At 45.6% G+C, this 24,772-nt stretch carries 22 protein-coding genes and 1 riboswitch; of the genes, 11 read left to right on the top strand and 11 right to left on the bottom strand.

The window, feature by feature from the left end:
* Positions 1-294 precede the first annotated feature (294 nt).
* Together L4D76_RS23075 and L4D76_RS23070 are read right to left on the bottom strand one after the other, a co-directional pair.
* A complete protein-coding gene (locus L4D76_RS23075) occupies positions 295-1,959 on the bottom strand; it encodes a wax ester/triacylglycerol synthase family O-acyltransferase (RefSeq protein WP_428443216.1) in 1,665 nt (554 codons plus the stop codon).
* A 114-nt stretch (positions 1,960-2,073) separates the two neighbouring features.
* Complete coding sequence (locus tag L4D76_RS23070) at positions 2,074-2,433, bottom strand: phasin-related domain-containing protein (protein WP_428443215.1); 360 nt, start codon at positions 2,431-2,433, stop codon at positions 2,074-2,076.
* 421 nt (positions 2,434-2,854) lie between these two features.
* Here L4D76_RS23070 and L4D76_RS23065 point away from each other — a divergent pair, with 421 nt between their 5' ends.
* The gene (locus L4D76_RS23065) at positions 2,855-5,116 is read left to right on the top strand and encodes an acetyl-CoA hydrolase/transferase C-terminal domain-containing protein (protein WP_428443214.1); all 2,262 of its coding nucleotides are present in this window, start codon (positions 2,855-2,857) and stop codon (positions 5,114-5,116) included.
* Positions 5,117-5,565: 449 nt separating this feature from the next.
* Here L4D76_RS23065 and L4D76_RS23060 read toward each other — a convergent pair whose 3' ends face one another.
* Entirely contained in the window at positions 5,566-6,135 is a 570-nt protein-coding gene (locus tag L4D76_RS23060) for a TetR/AcrR family transcriptional regulator (protein WP_428443213.1), read from the bottom strand.
* Positions 6,136-6,296: 161 nt separating this feature from the next.
* Here L4D76_RS23060 and L4D76_RS23055 point away from each other — a divergent pair, with 161 nt between their 5' ends.
* The 6 genes from L4D76_RS23055 to L4D76_RS23030 all read left to right on the top strand — a co-directional run bounded on the left by L4D76_RS23055 (position 6,297) and on the right by L4D76_RS23030 (position 13,274).
* On the top strand, positions 6,297-6,914 hold the full coding sequence (locus L4D76_RS23055; protein ID WP_428443212.1) for a glutathione S-transferase family protein: 618 nt from the start codon (positions 6,297-6,299) through the stop codon (positions 6,912-6,914).
* Between the two features lie 625 nt (positions 6,915-7,539).
* Positions 7,540-9,057: a reductive dehalogenase gene (locus L4D76_RS23050; RefSeq protein WP_428443211.1), complete on the top strand. Its 1,518-nt coding sequence runs from the start codon at positions 7,540-7,542 to the stop codon at positions 9,055-9,057.
* A gap of 15 nt (positions 9,058-9,072) precedes the next feature.
* A complete protein-coding gene (locus tag L4D76_RS23045) occupies positions 9,073-9,348 on the top strand; it encodes a hypothetical protein (protein WP_428443210.1) in 276 nt (91 codons plus the stop codon).
* 131 nt (positions 9,349-9,479) lie between these two features.
* Positions 9,480-12,329 (top strand): assimilatory sulfite reductase (NADPH) flavoprotein subunit, encoded by a 2,850-nt coding sequence (locus tag L4D76_RS23040; RefSeq protein WP_428443209.1) that lies wholly within the window; start codon positions 9,480-9,482, stop codon positions 12,327-12,329.
* A 47-nt stretch (positions 12,330-12,376) separates the two neighbouring features.
* Complete coding sequence (locus L4D76_RS23035; protein WP_428443208.1) at positions 12,377-12,589, top strand: hypothetical protein; 213 nt, start codon at positions 12,377-12,379, stop codon at positions 12,587-12,589.
* A gap of 31 nt (positions 12,590-12,620) precedes the next feature.
* Positions 12,621-13,274 (top strand): hypothetical protein, encoded by a 654-nt coding sequence (locus L4D76_RS23030; protein ID WP_428443207.1) that lies wholly within the window; start codon positions 12,621-12,623, stop codon positions 13,272-13,274.
* A gap of 85 nt (positions 13,275-13,359) precedes the next feature.
* Here L4D76_RS23030 and L4D76_RS23025 read toward each other — a convergent pair whose 3' ends face one another.
* Together L4D76_RS23025 and L4D76_RS23020 are read right to left on the bottom strand one after the other, a co-directional pair.
* The gene (locus L4D76_RS23025) at positions 13,360-14,505 is read right to left on the bottom strand and encodes a DUF1501 domain-containing protein (RefSeq protein ID WP_428443206.1); all 1,146 of its coding nucleotides are present in this window, start codon (positions 14,503-14,505) and stop codon (positions 13,360-13,362) included.
* 8 nt (positions 14,506-14,513) lie between these two features.
* Entirely contained in the window at positions 14,514-15,875 is a 1,362-nt protein-coding gene (locus L4D76_RS23020; RefSeq protein ID WP_428443205.1) for a DUF1800 domain-containing protein, read from the bottom strand.
* A 352-nt stretch (positions 15,876-16,227) separates the two neighbouring features.
* A riboswitch (Lysine riboswitch) is annotated at positions 16,228-16,398 on the top strand.
* 89 nt (positions 16,399-16,487) lie between these two features.
* Between L4D76_RS23020 and dapA the strand changes: the two genes are divergently transcribed.
* The 4 genes from dapA to L4D76_RS23000 are packed head-to-tail and all read left to right on the top strand — an operon-like array spanning position 16,488 to position 20,585.
* The gene (gene dapA / locus L4D76_RS23015) at positions 16,488-17,414 is read left to right on the top strand and encodes a 4-hydroxy-tetrahydrodipicolinate synthase (protein ID WP_428443204.1); all 927 of its coding nucleotides are present in this window, start codon (positions 16,488-16,490) and stop codon (positions 17,412-17,414) included.
* On the top strand, positions 17,399-18,169 hold the full coding sequence (locus L4D76_RS23010; RefSeq protein ID WP_428443203.1) for a 2,3,4,5-tetrahydropyridine-2,6-dicarboxylate N-succinyltransferase: 771 nt from the start codon (positions 17,399-17,401) through the stop codon (positions 18,167-18,169). The genes dapA and L4D76_RS23010 overlap by 16 nt, the downstream gene beginning before the upstream one ends.
* Complete coding sequence (locus tag L4D76_RS23005; protein WP_428443202.1) at positions 18,169-19,377, top strand: PLP-dependent decarboxylase; 1,209 nt, start codon at positions 18,169-18,171, stop codon at positions 19,375-19,377. The genes L4D76_RS23010 and L4D76_RS23005 overlap by 1 nt, the downstream gene beginning before the upstream one ends.
* A gap of 53 nt (positions 19,378-19,430) precedes the next feature.
* Positions 19,431-20,585 carry a succinylglutamate desuccinylase/aspartoacylase family protein gene (locus tag L4D76_RS23000; protein WP_428443201.1) on the top strand — a complete coding sequence of 385 codons (1,155 nt, stop codon included), beginning with the start codon at positions 19,431-19,433 and terminating at the stop codon, positions 20,583-20,585.
* A gap of 321 nt (positions 20,586-20,906) precedes the next feature.
* Here L4D76_RS23000 and L4D76_RS22995 read toward each other — a convergent pair whose 3' ends face one another.
* From L4D76_RS22995 to slyA, 6 genes are all read right to left on the bottom strand, one after another.
* Positions 20,907-21,275 carry a diguanylate cyclase domain-containing protein gene (locus L4D76_RS22995; protein WP_428443200.1) on the bottom strand — a complete coding sequence of 123 codons (369 nt, stop codon included), beginning with the start codon at positions 21,273-21,275 and terminating at the stop codon, positions 20,907-20,909.
* Positions 21,268-21,450: a hypothetical protein gene (locus L4D76_RS22990; RefSeq protein ID WP_428443199.1), complete on the bottom strand. Its 183-nt coding sequence runs from the start codon at positions 21,448-21,450 to the stop codon at positions 21,268-21,270. Before L4D76_RS22990 ends, L4D76_RS22995 begins: the two co-directional genes overlap by 8 nt.
* A 257-nt stretch (positions 21,451-21,707) precedes the next feature.
* Positions 21,708-21,833, bottom strand: a complete 126-nt coding sequence (locus L4D76_RS22985; RefSeq protein ID WP_428443198.1) for a hypothetical protein — start codon at positions 21,831-21,833, stop codon at positions 21,708-21,710.
* Between the two features lie 61 nt (positions 21,834-21,894).
* Positions 21,895-22,923 (bottom strand): DUF2955 domain-containing protein, encoded by a 1,029-nt coding sequence (locus tag L4D76_RS22980; protein WP_428443197.1) that lies wholly within the window; start codon positions 22,921-22,923, stop codon positions 21,895-21,897.
* Positions 22,924-22,934: 11 nt separating this feature from the next.
* Positions 22,935-23,993 (bottom strand): HlyD family secretion protein, encoded by a 1,059-nt coding sequence (locus tag L4D76_RS22975; RefSeq protein WP_428443196.1) that lies wholly within the window; start codon positions 23,991-23,993, stop codon positions 22,935-22,937.
* Positions 23,994-24,473: a transcriptional regulator SlyA gene (gene slyA / locus L4D76_RS22970; protein ID WP_428443195.1), complete on the bottom strand. Its 480-nt coding sequence runs from the start codon at positions 24,471-24,473 to the stop codon at positions 23,994-23,996.
* Positions 24,474-24,772: the final 299 nt, after the last annotated feature.

Here is a 24,772-nt window from a genome sequence, read left to right as displayed (position 1 = left end):
CAAGTAATGGTACTAGAAGAGATCGCGAAGCAGTTTATTTTACCTGCTAGAAGAGAACGAAGTTACCCTAGAGTATTGAAGTGCTCAAAAAACCGATATCCCGTTAGAAAAAACAATGCCGCTCACGTTAAGTGAACGGCATTACGCATTTGCGGCCTTTTTCTCGCGCACAAAAAAGCCGCAATACAGAAAGTAATTGCGGCATCAAGGTACAACGAAGGAAACTTATCTCAGCCGTTGATACCCTGCGGGACAATTATCCCGCTTGGTATATGACAGCCTTTTCTGGTGAAATTATGGAAGGTTAACGACTTTTCTATCGCTATCACCTTCAATATCATCCTGGTTCAATGCTTCAGCCTTGGGGTCGACCTCTACAGTCACAGAGAGCATATCAGTCAATTTTGCTAACTGTTTTTCTAATTCTTCCACTCTTTTCTGTTTCTCTAAATACAGCCTTTCGAATTCCTCGTCCTCTGGTACTAACGAATTACGCGCTGCGGTTACAGCCATTTCCACTGCCAGCGTTTCATCGTCATGAGGCTCGATCTGTTCAGCTACCGTTGAAATAGCCGCATCCATCACCTCTTGTTCAAGCTCATGCAGCGCATCTTCCATATAGCCGGCAATCACTTCAAAGCCAGGCAGCGACTGATTACATGCGACCAACGAGTAATACATGGTGCCCGCGTTGCTGTAGAAGGTGATATTAAGCGTCTGTCCGGGCATTAACAGCGATACCGGATACTGCTCTTTAACTTCCGCGCCCATGAAATAGAGACGATCTTTAGACCCTGGTACATTAGAGATCAGCAGGTTACTTGCCGGCGGAATGAAGCTATTGAGGCCAAACTTTCCGCTGATTAATGAAACACCATTAACTAACAGGGAGTAATTGATGTACGCGTCTGGTGAGATATTCAATGCTTCATTTTTAAGATCTAACGTAGCCTGCTGAATGGCTTCTAAGCGTTCAAGCGGTGATAAATCTGCCCGGCCGAGCTCAACATGCCCAATCGACATTTTATTGCCCTTAGCTTCTAATTCATTTTTACCGCGTAAATTAATCGGCATCATCGCGACCAGGGGCTTTCTTAATGGTAATGAGCGATCATTTAAATATTGATTCAAGGCTATATCACTGACAGTGAAAAGCACATCGTTCATCGACGCACCGGTGATACGACTCAGATGCTTTAATTTGGCAATCGGAAATTGCCCCAGACTTACCGCCCGGCTACGTTTGGGACTGAGGTTAAACGGCGTTTTCGGTGCAGTAAACGGGATTTTCAGGTCGCTGTCTGCCAAGTTAACAGCTTTTAAAGCCAACTTACTGCCAAGACGGAACATCGAAGGAATGAGCGAAACCTGTTTAGAAGCCTGCTTCGCCGTCTTCATCACCATGTCGGTCAAATGCGTTTCTGCTTTTCGCTCAGAAGCTGTTTTCCGTAAATCACATTGCCAAAGCGGTTTAGAGAAAGACTCTTCAATCGTCGTAGCACAGCTTTGAGTAAATATTCTGCTGGCACGCACACCATCAATCATCGAATGGTGCACTTTCAGAACCAGTGCCACACGGTCATTTTCAAGCCCACCAATCAACCATACTTCCCACATCGGTTTATTGCGATCCAATACCTGGCTATGCAAACGGCCAACGACTTGTTGCAGCTGCTGATCAGTGCCTGGTGATGGCAGCATGGTAATGCGTAAATGGTCTTCTAAATTCACAGCTGGCACTACTTTCCAGCTAGGTTTACCGGTAAATGACCAGTTTAATTTCCAGTTAAACGGGGCTGCCACATCAGTTTGTTGCAAAAAGTGCGCATAAAGATCTTGAGCAAAAGTAGCAGCTTGCTCTTTAGGCGGATCCAACACAACCAGCCCTGTCACATGCATCGGTGTTTTCGCCGACTCAAAAATAATAAAACTTAAGTCAAGAAGAGACAAATTCGGCATAGATGTTCCTTTATCATTCCTGTCTGTCTACCAATCTATCCCAAACAATAGGCACTTAAAGTCGCATTGAGAAAAGTACTTGTTCGTATCAGAGACAAAGCCATTAAGTAAGGGTTATTTTTTTTGCATTAACTTATCGACAGCTGTGGTCAGCTCATCAACGCTGTTTTCCAATCCTAATAGCCTAGTACGATCAATTCCACTAGTACAACGGATAACATGATTTACCTGACTCTCGACTTTGTTAAGTACTACAGATTTCGTTGTCTCGACACGCTGCAATGTTTCAGATTCAACGTCAGTACCCTTTTCAACGAAGCCTTTAAATTGAGTCGCCAGCAAACGCTGAGTTTGTTCACTCTGCTCCTTGCCTTTGCTATAAACACCTAAACCAGCCAGAAAAACATTACGAACGGTACCTTCACCGAAAACAGTCATTGGCTTTACATTCTTAATTATTGTTCCAAACATCATGACTTTTACCTTATTTATTATCTTCTTAAAACTTACATAATAAAGAAGACGTCTATTACCAACGGATGAGGGTAACAATAAAAATTAGATCATTCTTTCTAATTCCTATTCTTTTAAGGTATTTAGATCACAAAAATCAAACCTTAAAGATGAAACAAATAAATACCTCAATATCAACACCTTACTGCAAGATTTATTGGCTGTCATTATTTACAGAGTGAACAATACGAAGCAGGTATTCCTATGCAACCGGGTGATATTTGTGATTGGCATCAATTAAATGAAATAAGAAGTAATTAGTTGTTAGACATGTAGAGTTATGGCTCTATTCTTAAAGCGGACGAAAAAATAAAAATAAAAATAAAAATATTAATCACAACATCTCATGGCCAATAATAATACATCACAAAAGGACTTCGCTATGTCAGTACTGGAGCTGGTTGAAACAAGTACTCAATCCCTTTCTATACAATCCAAAATTCTTACTGAGGAATCAGTAGATAACGTCAAACCGCCTGCCGAGGTACTTGTTCATACAGATGAACTTGTTGATAGTATTATTGCGCACGTGGGAAAAAACATTGTAGTCGGCCTTCCTCTTGCCATTGGTAAACCCATTGCTTTTGTCAATGCACTCTACCAGAGGGCAAAATCCGACCCATCTATTTCACTGAGTATCGAAACGGGTATTTCGCTTGAAAAGCCTGTCGGAAAAAATGCGTTAGAAAGGCAATTTCTGAAACCTTTTGTCGAGCGCGAATTTGCTAATGTACCTGATCTTGACTACATACTTGATTTAAGAAAAGGTGCAGTACCAGACAACATATCCATCAACGAATTTTTCTTTAAAGCCGGAAGCTTCTTAAACTCTCCTCAACAACAAAATTACACCAGTACAAACTATACTCATGCCGTTCGTGATCTGTTAGACAAAGGCGTCAATGTCGTTGCCCAGCTTGTAGCTAAACGCACCATTAACGGAGTAACAACCTACAGCTTATGCAGTAATTCTGATCTGGCTCTCGACTTTGCCCCGGTAATGGACAAGTTACAGAAAAACGGGACAAATGTGGCGATGGTCGCAGAAGTCAACACCAACATGCCTTTCATGCAAAACCATGCCGAAGTCGCTGATAATGTCTTTGATTTGGTCTTAGACCAAAATTTACAGCAGGATCACAAAGATTACGCCCTGTTCGCCGCTCCTCACGCAAGTATTTCACCAGAAGATCATATGATAGGCTTTTATGCCAGCACACTGGTCAAAGATGGCGGCACCCTTCAAGTGGGCATTGGTTCTTTAAGCAGTGCACTTACCTACAGTACGATGCTACGCCACAGACAGAATTCACTGTATAAGCAATTAATGAAAGACCTGCAGGTAGAGCAGAAATTTCCTATCTGTAAAAGTGTCGGTGACACTGGGACTTTTGAAGAAGGATTATATGGCTGCAGCGAGTTAATGGTTGATGGTTTCATGCATCTGTTTAACGCTGGGATATTAAAGCGTGAAGTCTTTGAAGATCTGACTGTCCAGACCTTACTCAATAAAAAGAAAATTACCATTCAGGTCACTATTTCTACCCTGCTCACTTTGCAGGATCATAACGCAATCTCGACAGTATTGACTGAAAACGATGTTGAATACCTAAAACGAATTGGTGTTTTCAAACCGTCAGTGAAGCTCATAGACGACTTGCTACACATTGACGACCAGAGCTTTGTCGGAAACCTGAAAAATGCTGAAGCCCTGCAGTGGATCACCAAATATTGCTTAGGTGAGGAACTGGCTGGTGGCGTAGTCATGCATGGTGCTTTCTTCATCGGGCCGAGAGATTTCTATGATGCACTCAATAATATGAGTGATGCGGACCATAAAAAATTCTGCATGACCAGCGTTAACTACGTGAATGATCTTTATGATCACTTCATTGGAAACCAGCAGCTAAAACAAGCTCAACGTAAACATGCCCGTTTTATTAACTCAGCAATGATGGTCACACTTAATGGCTCTGCTATTTCAGATGCTTTAGAAAATGGTCAGGTGGTGAGTGGTGTTGGCGGACAGTACAACTTTGTTGCTCAGTCGCATCAGATGCCAGATTCACGCTCGATCATGAAACTACGCAGTTGCGCAGTACGAAACGGCAAACTGAAATCCAATATCTTATTTAACTACGGCCATACCACCATTCCTCGCCAACTTCGTGACATTGTTATCACTGAATATGGCATTGCTGATCTGCGCAGCAAACCGGATCATGTCGTTTATACCGAACTGATCAAAATTGCTGATTCTCGCTTCCAGCAGGAGCTACTTGATAAAGCAAAAGCCGCGGGAAAAGTCGCGAAAAATTATGAGATCCCCGCAGAGTTCCGCAATAACACCCCGCAAGCCATTGCTAAGCTCTATAAAACATATACACAGCAAGAGGTCTTCGGTCCGTTTCCCTTTGGCTGCAGCTTTACTGAACAAGAATTGCAACTGGGTAAAGCATTGAAATCACTGAAGAATAAAACCGCCTCTCGTAAAGGAAAAATGGAATGCTTATGGCAGGCTGTTACCGCACCTAAGCCAAGTCAGACCGTTGCACCTTTGCTAAAACGTATGGGACTGGATAACCCTAAAAACCTGCAAGAACATATAACTAAACGACTGCTGACGGCAGAGTTATCTAAATAACCAACCTGAGCGGTAAAAGGAAAGCAATAATCCGGTCGCTATTCATCGATGAGCTGCAGCAAATCGGTGAATAGCAACTTATCAATGTGAGCAACCGACCTTGTACGAGGTGTATTAACAATGACAAAAAAGAACAAAGAAATGGCGCTTTGCCCCTATGCAGCAGTCTGGGGTTGCCCAAAGTGTCCGGTCAAGAGAATTTGTCCGGGAAAAACCACGATTGGCGATCAGCCTTTGAAACCTAAGGCAAGTAAAACCAAATAGCACTAAAACTTCACATCACAGCTAACAGAATAAACCCCGATACAGAAAGAAAGCGATTGTGCTTTCTTTCTTTTCTCAATTGAAAGGAAATAAGGGAACCAACACGGAAAAACCTCGGCTACCATAACTCATGTCCCTGGCTAAGCGCGATCCATTCGCTACCATCCTATAATGGATCGGATTTTTTATGAGACTGACCAGCTGTCGATAACAGCAATTACCTGATCTACGGCGGCCTGAAAATCTGCCTGGCTGGCGGCTAAACGGACAAATGAAGTAAACCCCAGCAAGCTGCTCATAATAAAATTCACCTTCTGCGAAACATCACTGACAGCTGCCGCTTCCAAGTTAGCAGTAAATACTTCAGTCATTTGGCGGTAATTAGCTCGCAGCATTTGACTATGCTCCGGTGTTAACAGGTTTTCCTCATTGAGCGATAAAGTAAGCAGACATCCTTTCCCCCCCTGCCAGCCATCATCGCAAGCAGCCTGAACAAATTGACTAATATTGTTTAGCCCGAGAGGTGTCGCAATAAGAAGGTGACCAAACTTGCACTGTTTACCTTCCATGTAATGACTTAACGCAACCGCAAACAAGCCTGCTTTACTACCAAATTCATGATAAAGACTTTTACGGTTAAGGCCGGTAGCCTCAGACAGATCTGCCAGAGAGGCCGCTTCATACCCCTTCTCCTGAAACACGCCTACTGCCTTTTGAACAACATCAAGACGCTCGTACTTTTTTGCTCTAGCCATACATCTTTCACTTACTTGCCTGCATACCTAGATATATTACACCGATTAGGAAAATATGTATTGCACCAATAGTAACCGATCGTTTACCATCCATTAAGTAACCGATTGGTTACCTTTAATTTAAACTGTCATTCCAATACTAACTCTACAAGGAAGATGCTATGTCTCTGGCTCTACACTCTTTTTTCAACATAGATCGCAGCAGTCGTGTTCGCTGGCTGGCAGAAGAACTTGGGATAACGATTGAGGAAAATCGCCTCAATCCGTTTGAAGGTAAACATAAGCAAGGTGCCTTCCGAAAACTGAGCCCGTTTGGCTTAGTTCCTGCAGCGGTGATTGACGATACGCCAATGTATGACTCTGCAGCTATCATGCTGTCTCTGGCCGAGAAAGAAAACTCAGAATTAGCACCAGCCGTTGCATCTGAGGAACGTCAAAGATTTTTGAGCCTCTATTTCTATGCCGCAAGCAACCTGGATGCATCTGTTTTTCAGTATGTCTCAGCCATCCGCGCAGAAAAACCCGACGAAGATATTGCCGCAAAACGCGATTCGCTAGGTGAACAGCTGACAACTCTCAATCAATGGCTTGAAGGTAAAACAACCCTGCTTGCAAACTTCACCCTGGCAGATATCTTAGTCAGCCAACTGCTCGGTATTTTAAATCGTATTGATGCACTGGAAAGTTATCCAAGCCTGAAACAATACGTAACTGCCATGTCTGCCCGTCCGGCCGCGGTAAAAGCCGAAGTATTTACTTCAGCCTTCCCTGCTAACTGACCGGCGGTCACTTCTGTAGTAGCCAGGAAAGTTCGAGCATTACTACAAAAAATGCCTGTCAGCATGGCTGACAGGTCTTATACCCAAGTGACCTCAAGATGCAGGATTCAGAGTGAGCTCAGCGAGTTCAATTCAAGGAAAATGAGCACAGGAATGGTTGCCCCTTTCAAGCTCATTTGACACAGAAATGGGCACGCTGACTCACTCCCAAAGGGCGAGTTTTATTGGCTCCTATGCTGCGTTGCTGATTTTTAACGTAGAATAACTATGTCTTCAAATCAGCGCCTTACCTAGAAGCCAATAAATTCTCGCTGAAACGAGCATCTTGAGGTCACTTGGGTATAACGTCATTTTCAGGATCTATTAATTCTTTTCCTTTCCCTTCACTATTTTCTCAAATAGTTCATCCGAACACGACCACCCACACAGTTAACCCGCCCGAAATATCCGCTTCGTCTCCTATATACCCAAGTTACCTCCCACTCTCCGCCTATCAAGTAAGGGAATATCTGGCCAAGCAAAACGCGAATCGGGAGACTCTCATTTCTGGTGCAACTTAACACAGTATTTTTATCGCTATACTGAGTAAAGACTTAGTAACTCAGACCGGAACTAAGGAGTCAGCATGGCAAACGAACCCTCAGACCAAAGTAAAGACCAAGAAGGCCTTAAATCCACAGGCGGCAGTGCTAACCAACCGGAACAAGATGCAGACCAGTCTCGCAGAATGTTTTTTAAACGTGTCGCCGTTGGTGGCGGTGCGGCACTTTTAGGCGGTGCAGGCGCTTATGCGGCAGGAGCCGCGTCGGTTGAAGGTAAAATTGACAAAGATTATCCGGAAACCAACGAAGACTTTAAACCGTTTGACCAAAAGAATACGGTACTGAGCTATGTCGCCAGCCCAGTGCTGGTGCAAAAAGACAACACACGCATGGAGCAGTTTAAGAAGCTTCATGACAAGCCAGCTGACTATTCCTGGCAGGAGGACTTTAAACATTTTGAACACGCCTTACCTTATGATCCTAACCGCCCTGGTTTTACTCAGCTAGACGGGGCACTTCAGCACGCAACCTGGATGCCGTGGCTCGAATGGCATGGCCAAAAAGGAAAAGTTTTGCTTATGGGTGGGGCCGGTGTGCCGAATACCCCGCCGTATACCTGGGACCAATCACCTAAATATAAAGAAAAACACCAATTTAAAGATGCCAAAGAAGCCGCCGATGCGATTCGTTCTGCTGGCCGTCTGTTTGGTGCCCTGCGGGTCGGTATTGCGCACAATGATCCGCGTTGGAATTATGATCCGCTTTATGATTTGACTCAGGACAAAGAGCTGAGCTGGGAAAACGATTTTCCGTTTAAACCCAAATCCGTCATCGTCATGGTTGTCCCCATGGATTACGACGCGATGGCAACGGCGCCCAGCCGTATTTCTGCAGCAGCCGCAGGTATGGGTTACACCCAGATGGCGGTGGTCGCAGGGGCCATGAAACACTTTATGAACGGCCTTGGTTACAACGCAGTCGGGGCAGGTAATGACCTGGCAATATCCGGTGCCTACGGCATCATGGCCGGTTTAGGTGAAGGTGGCCGTAATAACTGCCTGATGGTTCCCGGTTACGGCCCTCGCGTACGTATCTGTAAGGTATTTACCGATTTCGACTTTGAAGATCAGTATGACGAACCGCGCACCTGGGGCATGACCGAATTCTGTAAATCCTGTAAAAAATGCGCCGATGCCTGTCCGAGCGAGGCCGTATCACAGCAGGATGAACCAAGCTTCGTCCCGGTGCACGATCGGGCCAATGAGCCGGGGTATAACTGGAGTAACCATCTAGGCGTTAAGAAGTTCCATACCGATGCTAAACGGTGTCTGACCTACTGGCTGGAGATTGATGGTGACTGTGGTGCCTGTATCGCCGCCTGTACCTTCAACGAGCCGGATTTTTGGCATCACTGGTTCATCATGGCGATTAACCCAATTATGCCAACAGCGATCCACAGTTTAATGGCTGAACTACACCCTGCCTTTGGTTATGGCTCGACCCAGAACCCGGAGAAAGCGAAAAAATTCTGGAGAACCGGTGAAGGCATGCGGGTTAACAAGCACAACAAATCGACTTTTGGTACCTCAAATATTTCCTGATGGGGGAACGATATTATGGAATTAATGCAGTGGTTCGGCTTTGGCGTCCTGTTCACTCTGATGGTAGAGGGCGTCGCTTATTTGTCGATTAAGGTCAAACTAAGTTGGTGGGTTTGGATAGCTCTGATCGGATCTTGTCTGGCGATCCTGTTCGGTTTGGCATGGGCGGGGGCTTCATTTGTTGAAGGTGTTGCCCAGTCAGGAGCATTGGCTCTGATCCTATTTGCTGGACCGGGCGTTCTGATCATCGCCTGGCTGTGGAGAAAATATATTCAGCCGCAAAAAGTCTGATACCAATCAAGACAGTTATCCCGATTGGTATAAGCGTATAACAACAAACATAAATAGAGTGCAACCTTGCTTGCACTCTGTTTTTTTTTTCTATACTAGCTTTAGAGATATAAAAACAATCAGGATATTTCATGAAAACTCATTTAGGCCCGCATCTTGAAAAAATATGGATATTATTTGCGTGGAGCACTTTGGTTTTAGCATTTATCATCGGGCACATTGCCGCTCAACCTGACTACCTGGCCTTAGCAAAAGCCCAGTATCCGGATCACGACTGGGTCCGTTCAGACGTCTATTCAGCCGCCCCCGTCGTATTTGTACCGAGCCCCGATGCCACTGACGAAGCCGTGGTGATTGCAACCGGTAAAGGTTTTGGCGGGCCTTTTGTACTTGGTGTGAGGGCACAAAAGGAGGAAGGCACAGCCCGGGTTAAAGAAGTCGTGGTATTGTCACACAAAGAAACGCCTCCCTACCTGCAAAAACTCATCCGGCAAAATTTTTTCAGGCAATTTATTAATAAACGAGTTACTAATGATTTCATTTTTGATGAAGACGTAGACGGTATTTCCGGGGCAACCATTTCATCAAAGGGCTTCACTAAAGCCATAGCCGAAGCGTTGCACCGAGGTGCTATAAACCACCTCGGTCTTAAAAAGACCTGGCGCGAAGTCGAATGGTCTCCCGGTATTAATGAAGCTTTGATGGTTGGGCTGTTTTTAATGGTTTTCGTGGTCGTTTACGCCCCGAAAAATATAGCTAAACCTTTCAAAATCGCACTTCCGTTTGCCACACTGGCCTTTGTTGGGTTTTATGTCAATGCCTCCATTAGCCTGGGGACTTTAGCCGGAATTGTCATGGGTTATGTTCCTGAATTCCGACAACATCCAATTTGGTGGATCATAATAGGCGGTGTACTGACCAGCATTATTCTACTGGGCCGGAATTTATACTGTGGTTATTTGTGTCCCTTCAGTGTTGTTCAGGATTTACTGCAAAAAGTCAGCGGCATCAAACTGGCCTTGCGGCCTGGAATGGCCCAGAACGCCAAAAAAGTGATCTACGGCTTGAGCTGGCTTGCACTGGTTTTGATTTTCTTGTCTCGCCATCCGGCTTTAGGCTCTTACGAACCGTTCAGCATGATGTTTTCCCTGCAAGGATTAGGCATTCAATGGTACATATTGCCGTTTAGCCTACTGGGTTCTTTTTTCATCCCTCAATTCTGGTGCCGACTATTTTGCCCGGTAGGTTTATACCTGTCAGAGGCTGTGCGCTTACGACAAGCAACCGTACGCAGAGTAGGCAACATCTTTATCAAAGACGTTACCCGAGAAATCAGTGCTTCTGAAAGCTACTCCAAAGCAACTGATACACTCACGATCCTGTTTGGAACGCAAACCGGTAATTCCAAGCGGTTGGCTTATCAAATGAAGGCGGCTTGCGATGCCAACGGATTGCCCGCTCGGGTCAAATCTATGGCTGAGTACCCTGCCGACGATCTGGCGCAGGAAAGCTATCTTATTATCATTACCAGTACTTATGGCGAAGGCGATCCGCCAGAAGGCGCGGAACGCTTTCACCGTCAACTTTTTGCCGACGATACCCATAAATTAAATAACCTGAAGTACGCGGTATTGGCCTTAGGAGACAGCAGCTACCGCTTCTTTTGCCAGACGGGGATCGAATTTGACGAACGGCTTGCCCAGCTTGGAGCTGAACGATTTCAAGAACGTGTCGACTGTGATTTAGATTATGACGATCAAGCCGACGCATGGATGATGTCGGCCGTTAAATATTTACAAGGTCAACTTGAAGCCAGCTGCGCCAATGCCGTTAAGCCGGTTGATTCAACGCGTGCAGAACAGGCTTACTACAATAAGGGGCGTCCATTTTCTGCCAAGCTAATACACAATGAAAGGCTAACCGCTGATCAGTGCCAAAAAGACACCCGCCATATTGTGCTGTCTTTAGAAGGGTCAGGAATTCAATATAAGCCTGGTGACCTGTTGGGAGTCTGGTTCCAAAACTCTGCCGAAGAAGTTGAATCGCTGCTGCAGAGTCTGGCGATCTCTCCGGACGTTGAAACTGAAGTCGAAGGCAAGATGATGACAATTCGACAAGCATTGGTTGAGCATTTTGAGTTAACCCAATGCCATCCGGGGTTCATTGAAAAATATGCGGCACTGAGTCAACAGCAAGATCTGCTCGATTTGCTTGACGACAATACTTCTGTGCGAGAGTACGCACGCCAGCACCAGATTTTTGAGGTAGTCCGCAAATATCCTTTTGCACTTTCACCAGAGCAATTCCTCCAGTGTCTGCGTAAATTGACGCCACGGAAATATTCCATCGCCTCAAGCCAATCTAAATTCAGGGATGAGGTTCACCTAACGGTTGTGTTGGTTGATTACCAGAAAGCAGATGGTCACCGTTATTTAGGCGGTGCCACCGGCTTTTTGTGTCAACGGGTTTCCATGCACGGAGTGGTCAAAGTATTTGTAGAAGACAATGAAAGCTTCCGCCTTCCTGAACACAGCGATGCGCCAATAATCATGATTGGCCCGGGAACCGGCATTGCACCTTTCCGTGCATTTTTGCAAGAACGTACTGCTAAATCGCACACAGGTAAGAACTGGCTTTTCTTCGGTAACCAAAATCAATCGCTTGATTATCTCTATAAAGATGACTGGGAGAGTTACCTTGAACAAGGTGTCTTAAGCAGCTTAGATCTGGCTTTCTCCCGGGATCAGCAACAGAAAATATATGTTCAGCATCGCATGCAAGAACACTCCACCAAGTTTTATGCCTGGCTTGAGCAAGGTGCATTTGTCTATATCTGTGGTGATGCCTCGCACATGGCCGCCGATGTAGAAAAGACCATTTTGCAGATTATAGAGCAGCAGGGAAATCTATCCGGCGACGAGGCCTTAGTCTATTTGACCAACATGAAAAATGAAAAGCGCTTTTTAAAAGACATTTACTAATAAAAAGACACGGGGTGTCATCCCTGAACAAATACGAGGTACTGACTTTGAATCAATCAAACAATACCGCTGATAAAGCAAGTAAACTAAAAAACAGTAAATTCGAGACCAAAGCTAGCTTTGCTTTAGCGCTAATTACCCTTTTTCTTATATTTGGTTACTTCTGGCAGTCATTTACGCACATTCAGCAACAAGAAATTATTGTCATCGCCATTGAGCGAATAGAATCAAAAGTTGACGCCAAAAAAGAGCAAGAATGAAACTAACTGAAGGATCTAACAGGTGAATAGTATGAAATATGGTGCTCCAATTTATCGCCAATGCGCTCACTGTCAGCACGCTATCGAAATTCATCCTTTAGTTGATGGTAGCCATAGCGGTAGCGTGTTATGGAGCGATGGCTACGTTGAGTCTCTTATGATGCCAGAGCAGGCAATACTGGCGAAATGCGGCAATTGTGCAGAGGTGGTTTGGTTCACCGATTTGGAGTCGGTTAACAATCCCGAACCGGAGCAGATCACCGGTTACAAAGATCTAACAGCGGCAGACTATCTGGCGTTATTAGAGACCCCCTTATCTCTGGATACAGAACGCACCGTTATATTAAGAACTCTGGCCTGGCAAAAAACCAACCATTCCCGCCGTGGTAAAGAAATGCCCAAAGCTTATTCTGAAGCCGAACAGAAGAATATGCGTGAATTGGATGCCTTGCTTGGCGATGAATGGGAAAATGAGATCATTATGAAAATTGAAATCGCCAGAGAGCTGGAAGATTTCGAAAAAGCGACAAAATTGATGGAAGATATAGATTTTAGCCTTCAAATTAGTCATTTAACCAATCAGCTAAAAAAACTGGTTGAAGAAAAAAATTCGAAAGTGAAGGCCTTTCAAACCCAAGGCCTGGGCGATATCGATTATACGCCTGATATCAGGGCGAGACCGTAATCGTTATTACACACAAAAAAATCAGCATTAGGCTGGGTTGATATCATGCGATGGGGCGGACACATTCCCTTAATGAAATTCCTAATTAGGTTTTTATTAAATCAGCTGTCATCGGGACTGATTCGCTGTCAGGAAACACCATAGCAAGATTATTTTGGCTAATTCCAATATGCTGATTGAGTACACCTTTGATAACCGAACGCATATCAATTGTTGGCAATAAATCGCGACCCTGGAATAAATTTTCAGGAGCCAAACCCGGCCACTGACTAATAACACGTCTACCTTTTACGGCTCCTCCTGCCAGCATAAGCGCATTAGCCGTACCATGATCGGTACCCTTAGTTCCATTTTCAGCAGCCGTTCGACCAAACTCACTCGCCGCCACAATCACGGTACGTGACCATGCATCACCTAATTCCGTTTTTAGAGTCGCTAAGCCAGTATCCAACGTCTTAAGTTGGTTAGCTAACCGTCCGGAAATCCCCCCTTGACCAGCATGAGTATCCCATCCTCCAAGTTCAAGTACAGCTATATTGGGCCCATTGGGAGAAGTACAAAAGCTCCCCGCTTGTTTTGCCAATGCCTTAAATTGTTTACTTGGCGATTTTTGATCAGCGATTTTTTCAATTCTCATCGCCTCTTCAAAGTTCATAGCCAAGGCACTATCTGCCTGGTACATTTCCTCAAGCAATGTAGCTTGCTGCTCTTTAATTTTAAGCTTGTGAGGGTACCAGCTACTCGAAGGAACCTCCCCTTGTAAAATCAATGGCAGTCCTGAATCAATAGCAATACTACTTGCCTGTTTGTCAATTTTTAACACCCGATTTAGCCAGCCATCTTTATTCAGTGGATCAACAGTGCCATTTTCTAATACTTTCTGGCCATCAAAATGAGAACGCTGACGATAAGGAGTCGCACAAGCATGAATAAAAGCCATCTCACCCTGCATGTACCAAGCATATCCATTTTTTAATGCTGGATGTAAACCAAAGAAATCATCCAATTTGTTGATTTCATCTTCTTTAATTCCAATGTTTTTTCGAATCGGCAAATAATTTTTATCACCATATGGAACCACGACATTCAAACCATCCATCGCACCTCTGAGCGTTATCCATATAATAATATTCGGCGAAGATGTTTTAGCGAATACCGCTTGAGGCATGGCTGAACAGAGTCCAAGAGCAGACAAATATTTTAGAAAATCACGCCTATCAATCGTCATCATTGATCCCCTTAACGATATTGAAATTGAGGGCTTAGCCACAATAATGAAAGCTTAGACGCCACACTCTCAGCTTTATTGGTTGCAACCTCTGTATGTTGATCTAAATAGTCACCATAGAGGGTTGTTCGTACGTCACTAAATAATGACAATGGTTTTTTACCTTCCGATTTTGCATGTTTTACAGCCATAGCAGCAATTACATTTGCAATTTGCCATCGTTGGACTAACGCGGATGGACTGTTGTAATCACGATCATAATCAGACCACCCTGCAGGTGATCCCGCCATGAAAGGCGTTTGCCCAAGCCGATCTAACATATTTCTCATCTGCTTACCTGTTGGCTCCATTCCCACACTTCGTAATACGGCAAAAAACCACTCTTGTGGCGTTCTGAAGCGCACTGGCGTTTCAACCAAACAAGCAGGGTGATTGATGAGAATGTGATAAAGAGGCTTTAACTCACCTTTATGCTTTAGAAAAGCCGAAGATAGTTTCTCAACGAGATCTTGTTGACCATCCCCCGCAAAATGTAGCGCTAATTTTGCCGCAATATAGTTGGCTGTACTCAAATGCAAAGCCAAATCATTAAGGCAAGCTTCACCTTGTTTAATTCCAGCTTGTGGATATGACTTATTAAGTAACGAGATACTTCCCGGCTCATGCATAGAAAAGTTGAATGCAAAACCTGGTTGATTTTCATTGAAACTGACGGTCCAGCCTGTAATCGCTTTTGCTAAACTCGTGACATCTGTTTGCGAATACCCACCATTCACACCCAGTGTATGTAACTCCATTATCTCTCTGGCTAAATTTTCGTTTAATCCTTTGTTACGTTTTTTCCCGACTTTAGAATGCGGGCCGATAGATAAGTTATTGTCGAGAAATATTAACATCGCAGGATGCTTGATAGACCCCATCAGCATATCTTTAAAGTTCCCATTCCAATATTTCCGAACAATATCATTTTCAATGGTTGCCGCGAGCGGTCTAATCTTTCGCTTATCTACCGAGATCGCAAAGTGATTACTCCAAAATTGGATTAAACGCTCTTGGAAGTCTAATGGTGAGTGAAGTGTTTGTAGATTACGAGCATGGATTTGTTCATTATATTGCTGCTTGGAAAACGTATTTTCCTGCTGTTGTATCTTTTGTTTTTCAGCCTGCTTTTTTTTTGATTTTCGCCTTTTCTGCTGAAAATGTCCCATTTCAATAATAATATCATTGGTCGGAGTCAAGCCTGCAAGAGCATCATGTTTATACGGAACCGTTTCAACTTGTGCAGACAATGTATAAGATTGTAGTGAATTAGCTAAGGCCGCACCAAACCCGAATCGTTGTTGAGCTAAAATTATTCTTGAGTAATATTTCATAAATAGTCTAACTCTTATTTTTAATAAGATTATTTATAAGCATATCGTTAACTAGCCACAAATAATGTGAAGCTAACATTAAAAATACTAGCGAAGTATATAATTTGATGGCGGTTAAGGATTCATGCAATCAATAATTACATCAGATAGCTTTTCTATCGTTATCATTCTTCTTCTGATATAGAGCTTGATAGCGTATTTTGATTACCACCAAGAGCCAAAAGCCATTTGATAATTGGGAACGGTCCTCATTATCCATGACAGGCGATGAAAGTTGCTTTGCATAAATATTCACAATATTATTGACACTTATCCACGTTTGATGTTTGAATCAAGCCATCCCATATTTTATGGGATCAGAAGAGGTGCGTTAACCAGGTGATCTGTTCGAGGTATCCAAATACCCTCGACGGCAGATAAGGGGGATTAACGCCGAGGTAAGTTTGCGTTTGGAAGCAAGGCTTATCGGTTTCTGGGGCTGAATCCTCAGGACTGTCACCTATGGTGGAGAGCTTCTGGTGTTTGTGTTTTATCGCCCCACGTGGCTAATTGTCACTGGCGCCTTCGCAAAACCAAGCTCTCTGAACTGATATCAAAAAGTTCGGATGAGAGATGCCTAATCAAAATTCTATTCCCGCTGTCGGGAATGAACGCTTACAACAAACCACATTATGGACGGCGCTCATCACCCCGTTCCACTCCGATGAGTCTATTGACTTTGCGACCCTGATCCAACTAGCCAAAGAGCAAGATGCGGCCGGGAATGGGATCCTGATCCTCGGCAGTACCGGCGAAGCATTAGCAATGACACCGACGGAACAACAGGATGTGATCCGCCATATCTGTGCGCTGGATCTTTCTGTACCGCTCATGGTGGGTGTCGGCGGCTTCCAGCTGCAGCAACAAATGCAGTGGCTGGATTTTTTACAGGATTTTCCTGTCGATGCCCTGCTGATACCGGTTCCGCTTTACGCCAAGCCTGGTGCCGCTAGCCAGTTGAAGTGGTTTAACAGTCTGCTTGATGCCAGCAATTGGCCATGCATGATCTATAACGTACCTTCACGCACCGGTGTCGCCCTTAATGAGCAAACCTTGGGTTCACTCGAAAGTCATCCCAATACATGGGCAGTGAAAGAAGCCAGCGGAAGCATCGAAGCTTTCACCCGTTACCGCAACGCGGCTCCATCGCTACAGTTTTACTGTGGTGATGATGGCCTGCTGGTCGATTTTGTTGCTGCCGGTGCCTGCGGTCTGGTCTCTGTGGCCGCCAACGCCTGGCCTGAAGCCACTGCACACTATGTTCGCCAGAGCCTTAGCCAAACAGTTCCAAGCTTCAAGACCTTATGGCAACAAGCCAGCAACAGCTTATTCTGTGCCGCCAGCCCGATCCCGGTGAAAGCCCTGATGCAACATCAAGGTCGCCTCAATAACGCTGGACTGCGTCCCCCCCTATACATGGAAGAGATGCAAGAGTTAACCCCTGTTTTAAATGCCGATGCGGCAATATACCAATGGATGAAAACATGTCTGAATCAGTAGTAACCCCGGGCTGGAAGCTTTTACTTGATCAACTTGAGCGCGGCGAAATACGCACTGCAAACCAAGACCCAAAAGGTAACTGGCACGCCGATGCCGCTGTGAAACAGGGGATCTTAGCCGCTTTTCCAGCCGGAGAACTGATCAGCTTCGGACCTGAATACCCTGGCGCAGTTGACAAACATAACCTGTATCCACGTCAGTTTACGCCGGAAGAACAGGTTCGTCTGGTACCGGGGGGCTCAGCAGTTCGTCGCGGTGCTTATGTCGCACCGGGTGTTGTGATCATGCCGCCGGCCTACATTAATATCGGCGCTTATGTCGACAGCGGTACGATGGTAGACAGCCATGCTCTGGTCGGCTCTTGTGCCCAGATTGGCAAGAATGTCCACCTCTCTGCAGGTGTGCAGATTGGCGGTGTGCTTGAGCCTGTAGGTCAAACACCCGTGATCATCGAAGATGACGCCTTTATCGGTGCCGGTTGTGTGATCGTTGAAGGGATTGTTGTAAAAAAAGGGGCGGTACTGGCACCGGGTGTAACGCTGTCAGCTGCAGTAGCTGTTTATGATCTGATTAATGAATGCCAGTTGCCAAAAGGCGCACCGATCCCTGAAGGCGCGGTTGTTGTTCCAGGCAGCCGCCCGGCCAGCAGTGAGTGGGGCAAAAAGATGGGCCTGAGCGTACAGTGTCCGGTGATCATCAAATACCGCGATGACAGTAGCGATGCTTCACTGGTTCTGGAAGAGGCGCTTCGTTAATGGCACTGACTGAGCAAGTTCGCAAGGTACTACAACTCGCCAGCAAGCAACAACCTCATTCATTTTATGCCTATGATCTTGACGGTCTGGATCAGCACTTGGCAGGCCTTGAAAGTGCGCCGGCCAAGTTATGGTATGCCGTTAAAGCTAATCCGTTATCGGCCATCATCCAGGCTCTTGATGCCAGAGGCTTTGGCTTTGATGTCGCAAGCCTAGGCGAGTTAAAACAGGTATTGGCACAAGGCGTCGATCCATCACGTATTTTAAATACCGGCCCGGTAAAAACACCGGAGCACCTTGCCGAGTTTGTTGAGCGCGGCGTGCGTATATTTGTACTTGAAAGCCACCAGCAGGCAGATGATCTGGCCAAGATCGCCCGCGAAAAACAAATCCGTATTCAGGTGCTGCTACGGGTACAGCTTCCGTGGGCGAAAGATCCGGAAGAAAAGATGAATGTATTAGGGGGAAGTAACCCTACCCCGTTCGGGCTGACGCCTGAACAGTGGATGCCTGATACTTTCACTTTGCCTGATGAATTTGAGCTGTTGGGTGTGCATTGCTTCCAATGGGGCAATATCCTTTGTGCCGATACTCTGGTGCAAACCTGGCAGGCAGCTATGCCTAAACTTAACGCCCTGCTTGATGCCTGGCAAATACAAGAACCTGTCGTCGACTTAGGCGGCGGGCTTGGTATCCCTTATGCCGGACAACAGCAAGAGCTAGACTGGCAGCGGGTTTGCCAGGGGCTGGAACAGTTAAAATGCAAATTCCAGCTTGGCGAATGCTGGATGGAATTAGGCCGTTATGCGGTTGGCCCCTATGGTTATTACGCAAGTAAGGTTGCCGATATCAAAGATAATCAGGGTGTCCATTTTGCCGTGATTGAAGGCGGAAGCCAGCACCTGCTACGTCCGGCGCTTACAGAGCAAGCTTTCCCGGTTGAATCTCTGCAACCTAGTGACTCGCCGCTAACCTCTTACCAGATCCATGGTGCCCTCTGCACCGGGCTGGACTGCCTTGGCTGTTTACAATTACCAGACAGCCTGCAGCGGGGCGAGTGGCTGATCTTCTCTCAGGCGGGCGCCTATGGTTTTACCGAAAGTATGCCCTACTTCCTCTGCCACGCCCTCCCTGCGGAGCTAACCTTCTCGCAATCAAGCATTGACGTTTTGCGACCAAGTCTTCCAGCCAGTCATTATTTGGCTTAAATAGAGATGTCACCTGTAACCACATACACAGCTAACCACCAGGTGTTATGCTGTTGCCAAAACATGGAAAGGAGCCGGATCAAGCATATCCGGCAGTGCTGATGATTAAAACAACCACAGTCAAAGTCGGCGAGCAGCCGACCGGCGATCCGATGGAAGTGCCGGTGATCAAAATTCAAGGTCAGGGCAATGGCCCTCGTGTTTATATCCAGGCCAATATCCATGGCGCTGAGGTGCAGGGCAATGCCGTCATTTACCAGCTGTTGGAATTTTTCCGCCAGCATCCGCCACAAGGGGATGTGGTTATGGTGCCCCAGGCTAACCCTCTGGGTATTAATCAAAAAAGTGGCGAATTTACCCTTGGTCGTTTCGACCCGGTTACAGGCACCAACTGGAATCGCCAGTATCATTTTGACAGCAGCCTGCTTGAGCCGTTCACCCAGCAATATCTTGATGCCGATGAAGCCGTGATCCGTGATGCGTTTCGCCAAAAGCTGAGGGAACAAATCAATGAGCGCCAGAGCTCACCCTGGGGCCTGACCTGTGGTCAACATTTAGCCATGAACTTACAAGAAATGGCCATGGAAGCAGATATTGTTCTTGATCTGCATACCGGACCTATCTCAGCCCGTCACCTTTATGTGCCAGAATATGCGCGCGAGCGAGCCCGCCACTTTAATATTTCGCTAAATATTCTTATCCCAAGCGACTTTGACGGCGCATTGGATGAAGCCAGCTTTAGCCCCTGGTGGCAGTTAAGCCAGCAGTTTGCCAAACATGGCCGCAAACTACCGGTAATGGTGGATGCCTTTACCCTGGAATTGGGTTCGCAAGAGCTGCTGGATGTAAACGCAGCCGAACGTGATGCGCTGGGGATTTGCAATTACCTGCAGCATCAGGGCATGTGGCCAGACAAGCCATTTAATTGTGATCCTGTCTCGCTTTACGCCTGCGATCTCAGTGACTATAAAGCCTATCACAGCCCGGCCGGCGGCCAAGTCGAATATCTGGCTCAGCTTAATCAACCACTTTCAGCCGGCGAGCCACTGGCAACACTTTGGCATTTTAATACCCTCGGCAGCGAGTCTTGCCTGAGCCGTGAACTTACCCTGCCCTGTGACAGCATCCCTGTCTTGCACTTTGCCTCAGCAAGCGTGCAGCAAGGAACAGAGTTGTATAAGGTTCTAACCAATACATTTATGCTTTAGCTCTGATAGATCTGAATTAATATCTCAGTATTCAAATATCAATATCTAAATTCAGACTCTGATCTTTAAGTATCTCCGGGGGCTCTGGCCTCCCTTCTTTGATCCGCACTTCAGTGACTGCACTGATAGTAAATACCGATGACAAACAACTTGCCAAGCAGGTATACAGTCAATATTTGAATGAGCATGGTCGCAAGGGTACCTACTACAAACAGGCCCTTAAACGTTTGAGTGAAATAGATAGCTCAACAAACTAATGGTGCCATCTCTCTGTATACCATCAAGGTATGAAGTGTAATAAGTAATGTGATGTCCTCACTATCAAATAGTGTCATCAGGATAATTATTAAGCCCTATACTGGCCGATATATAGACCTCCTGTTTATCGATCAAAAAAGGACGAACCAGCACATCAAGGCATTTTTGCGCGATAATTTCCGCCTCCTTGGCTGTCTTTAGATCCAGCAAGATTACGGTAAACTCATCACAACCAAACCGAGCAACAGTATCTTCATTTCGAACACAAGATGTCAGTCGTCTGGCGACACACTGCAACAATCTGTCACCTGTTTGATGGCCAAGGGAATCATTGATCCATTTAAAGCGATCCAGATCGATAAATAGCAGACCCACCTTTTTGTTCTGACGTGCCGCCTGGGTAAAAGCACAATGCAAGCGGTCTTTAAACAAATGACGATTCGGCAAACCGGTTAACAAATCGGAATTGGCAGGAATACAGCACCGCAGGTGTCATTTTCAGAACAAATTCCAACCGCGCCTTGGTTTCAACGAGCAACTCAGGCTCAAGGCTCTTACTTGAAGAAGAGTTATGGATTAGCGTGTAAATTTCACCTTGATTGCTCATGTTCCCTCCCTGAGCTGATCTACCGGGCTGATCTACCGGGCTGATGACCGTCATATATCAAGCATCAGAATATAACCACTGTTTCATATGGGTGCCATATAAAAATAATAGACAATTAACCTAAACAAACATTATACGACTGACAAAATGAGATTTCGGTTAACAATTGTTCGTTTAACCAGCCAGGCTAACTTTCCAGCAGTTGGTTATCATGGATATACTGCAGAATCATTCCTGAACATGGCTGGTTTAGTTTTTTACTTATCACAAATCCAGCTAATTAGCAGGAACATAACCAACATTTCCCCCATTAAAACCCCGGCCATCTCGAAAGTATCTTGCAAAATCTGACAGTGGTTGAGTGCCAAAGTATAGTTATCCATAGAGAATCTTTCAGTAACCATCAAATATATTCAAAATTCGCATCGCCAGTTACCGTTCAAATTAATGACCAAAGCGCGTAACTTCAAAACTATTGAGCAGACGGTGAACCAGGTAACAAATAAGTAATGTTGCAGTGACGGCAAGCAGAACACTGCTAACGCGGTAAAGCGCACTGAAGATCAAATCATTTCCCGGTGCAAGGTTCTGTCCGAAGAGAACTCCAAGAGTGGTCAGTGCACCAAACGCCACGCCCGAGCCGCCGCCTTCTTTGGCATGGGCATAGCTAAACAGCATCAAGCATATCCAAAATAAGGGGATGACTAATAACAGTTGCCCTGACCAATTGTATAAAAACAACTGGCCGGCCAAACCAAGGGTTACCCCCAGTACTGTGCCCATGGCACGTTTTCTTGCATAAGACAGAACACCGTTCCAATGCATAGGAAATAAGAGCAAAACGGTTGTTGCCTGAGCTGACAGGGAATCACTGAGATCAAAAACCTGGAACACAAGAAACGATAAGGTTGCAATGGATGCCCCCATTAGTGCTTCATGACGCATTCGGTGTGACTGCTTAGGCTGCGCAGAATGACCAGCCCTTTTCTCGGCATCAGGGATCAGTGCTGTCATTAAAAACGCAATGGCCACGGACAATACACTCCCCCCGATATTGCTGCAAATAAGTTCATTGAGGTCGGTTGTTGGATAGCTCGCAAAATGCAGCATGATACTCAGGTTCACTGCGCTATTTGCACCAAATAAGAACAGGCTGCCTTTCGACATGCAGGCAAACTTATAAACAAACAAGAAAAAGGCAATGATGGTCATCAAGGCTGGATGACTGGCAAAAAAACCACCCAAAATACCAACTTCCACACCGCACAAAACGGATGAAGCCAGACACTGCCGGGCAACATGGGCATTCATTACCGGCACCATTCCCAATAGCAATATGGGAGTAACGGTAAAGAAAACACCATAATTGAGGTTAAAAAACTTACATATCGTAAAGCTCAAAGCTGTGCCCGTTGCGATCCTCAGGCATTGCCGCAGGTCATTTTCAGTTAAAGGGTGATGCCACAAATTCATATCGCTTCACCTTAATAAATGTAATGCAAAAGACTCAGAAAACGGATTTGCACTGTGGCAAGCCATGCAAAAATCCGGTTCTCTGGCAGCACCTGAACGGTTGCTCGCGCACMTGAAGGTAAAGTATTCGGATAGGCTGCATCTAATGCCAAATGCATACGCATACGTTGTGCATCCCGTACCCATCGATTCGATTCCGTCGGCGTTGCAAGACTGCCGTTTGCATCAAACTGACCGGCACTGACCCCTGCATCTATGCTAGTAACATAAGCCGGATATAATTGACCGGGCTCACCGTCAAATGCCACCAAGGCGCGACTACCGGCTGAAGCCGAACGTGAGCTTTTTTCGCGAAAATCAGCAATGATATCGATCTTAGTGGAAACCAAAGCAAGCAAAGGCTTTCCCGAAGTAGCATAGGCGCCGACTTCAAGCTGGAGGTTGGTGACGATACCATCTTGCTCCGCCTTAACCTGGGTATAAGATAAGTTTAATTCCGCTTGTTTAAGCTGGTTTCTGGCAACTCTAAGATTCAAGTTATGCTCATTGAGATCACCTCGGCTTACTTGCAGCTCTTTCAATCGTGCTTTAGCGGCCAGCAATTTAGCTTGTGCTGCGGTTGCGGAGCTTTGGGTATCATCTTTTTGTTGTTGCGATACCCCTTTGCGGTTAAACAAGGCCTCGATACGCAGGGCATTACGTTGCTTTTGCTGCGCAATAATACTGTTTGCTTTTACATCAGCTTCGACGGCAGTTAATGAGGCATCCAGCTGCTCGTTAGCTTTATTGGTCTGCTCCAGGCTCAGCTTCGCTTTTTCCACAGCAAGCTGATATGGGACAGGATCGATATAAAACAGCACATCGCCTTTACGAACCGCCTGGTTGTTCTCAACATTGAGCGCAACGATATGGCCATTAACCCTGGGGGCAACCTTAGTTACACCTCTGGCCGCCATCGCTTGCGGCGTGAGCGGCATTTCCAGGTCGGCAAGGAGGAAATATGCAAAAATCATCAGAAAAGCCATCATAGAAAGCTTGATCCAGCGATTAAACTTTTTCTCTGCTGTCATCTAATCCTCTTTTTTTTCTGCTTCTGTTTCATTTAATTTGCTGAATGCATTGTGAGCTATTCGCTCGAGAACACTTTTAACCACAATGAGTTCTTCATCATCGATATCGGCTAATAAGTCCTGACGGATATGCAGAATATGGTCTTCAATTTGTGTTATGACTGACCTGCCCTTATCGGTAAGGCTAACTATGCGCACCCGTTTATCTTTCTCGCAGCAACGGCGAACAATCAGGCCTTGTTCTTCTAACTGATTAAGGGTTCGCATAAGTGACGCTAATTCGATTTCAAGTGCATTGGCGAGCGCTTTCTGGCTGACATTGTCGTTCAGGCGCTGCAATTTCCATAACGCGGTCCAACGCGAGTTGGTTAATTCAAGCGGAAACAGCTCCCGATCGGCCACCGTGCGCCATAAACGGGCAACGCGTCCCAGTTGCTCGGCAAGTGACAACGTCCTCAACATCTTCATATCATCAACCATCTGCCTACCCCTTAATTACTTAGCGTGCTAAGCAATATAACTTAGTTAGCACGCTAAGTAAATATTTAGTGACCAATATCTCAATTATCGTAAGCAAATGGGTTACTCGCGAATCCAAGTCTAAGCTTCTGAACGGTATGAATTATCATCGGCGGCTAATAATTTGAGCTTGCATCCCCGGCTCGCCTTCGCCCATGGCGAGTTACGCCGCTGTACTCATGCTCTTTTGTGTTTTCACCATAAAAGCAGAACAATAAAAAACCCCGGCATTTCTGCCAGGGCTTATTTATTTAGAACGG

Origin of the sequence: Photobacterium sagamiensis, assembly GCF_050337085.1 — a bacterium.
Lineage (GTDB): Bacteria > Pseudomonadota > Gammaproteobacteria > Enterobacterales > Vibrionaceae > Photobacterium > Photobacterium sagamiensis.
The sequence above is the reverse complement of the archived record's forward strand: the minus strand, read 5'-3'. Positions and strand labels throughout refer to the sequence as shown.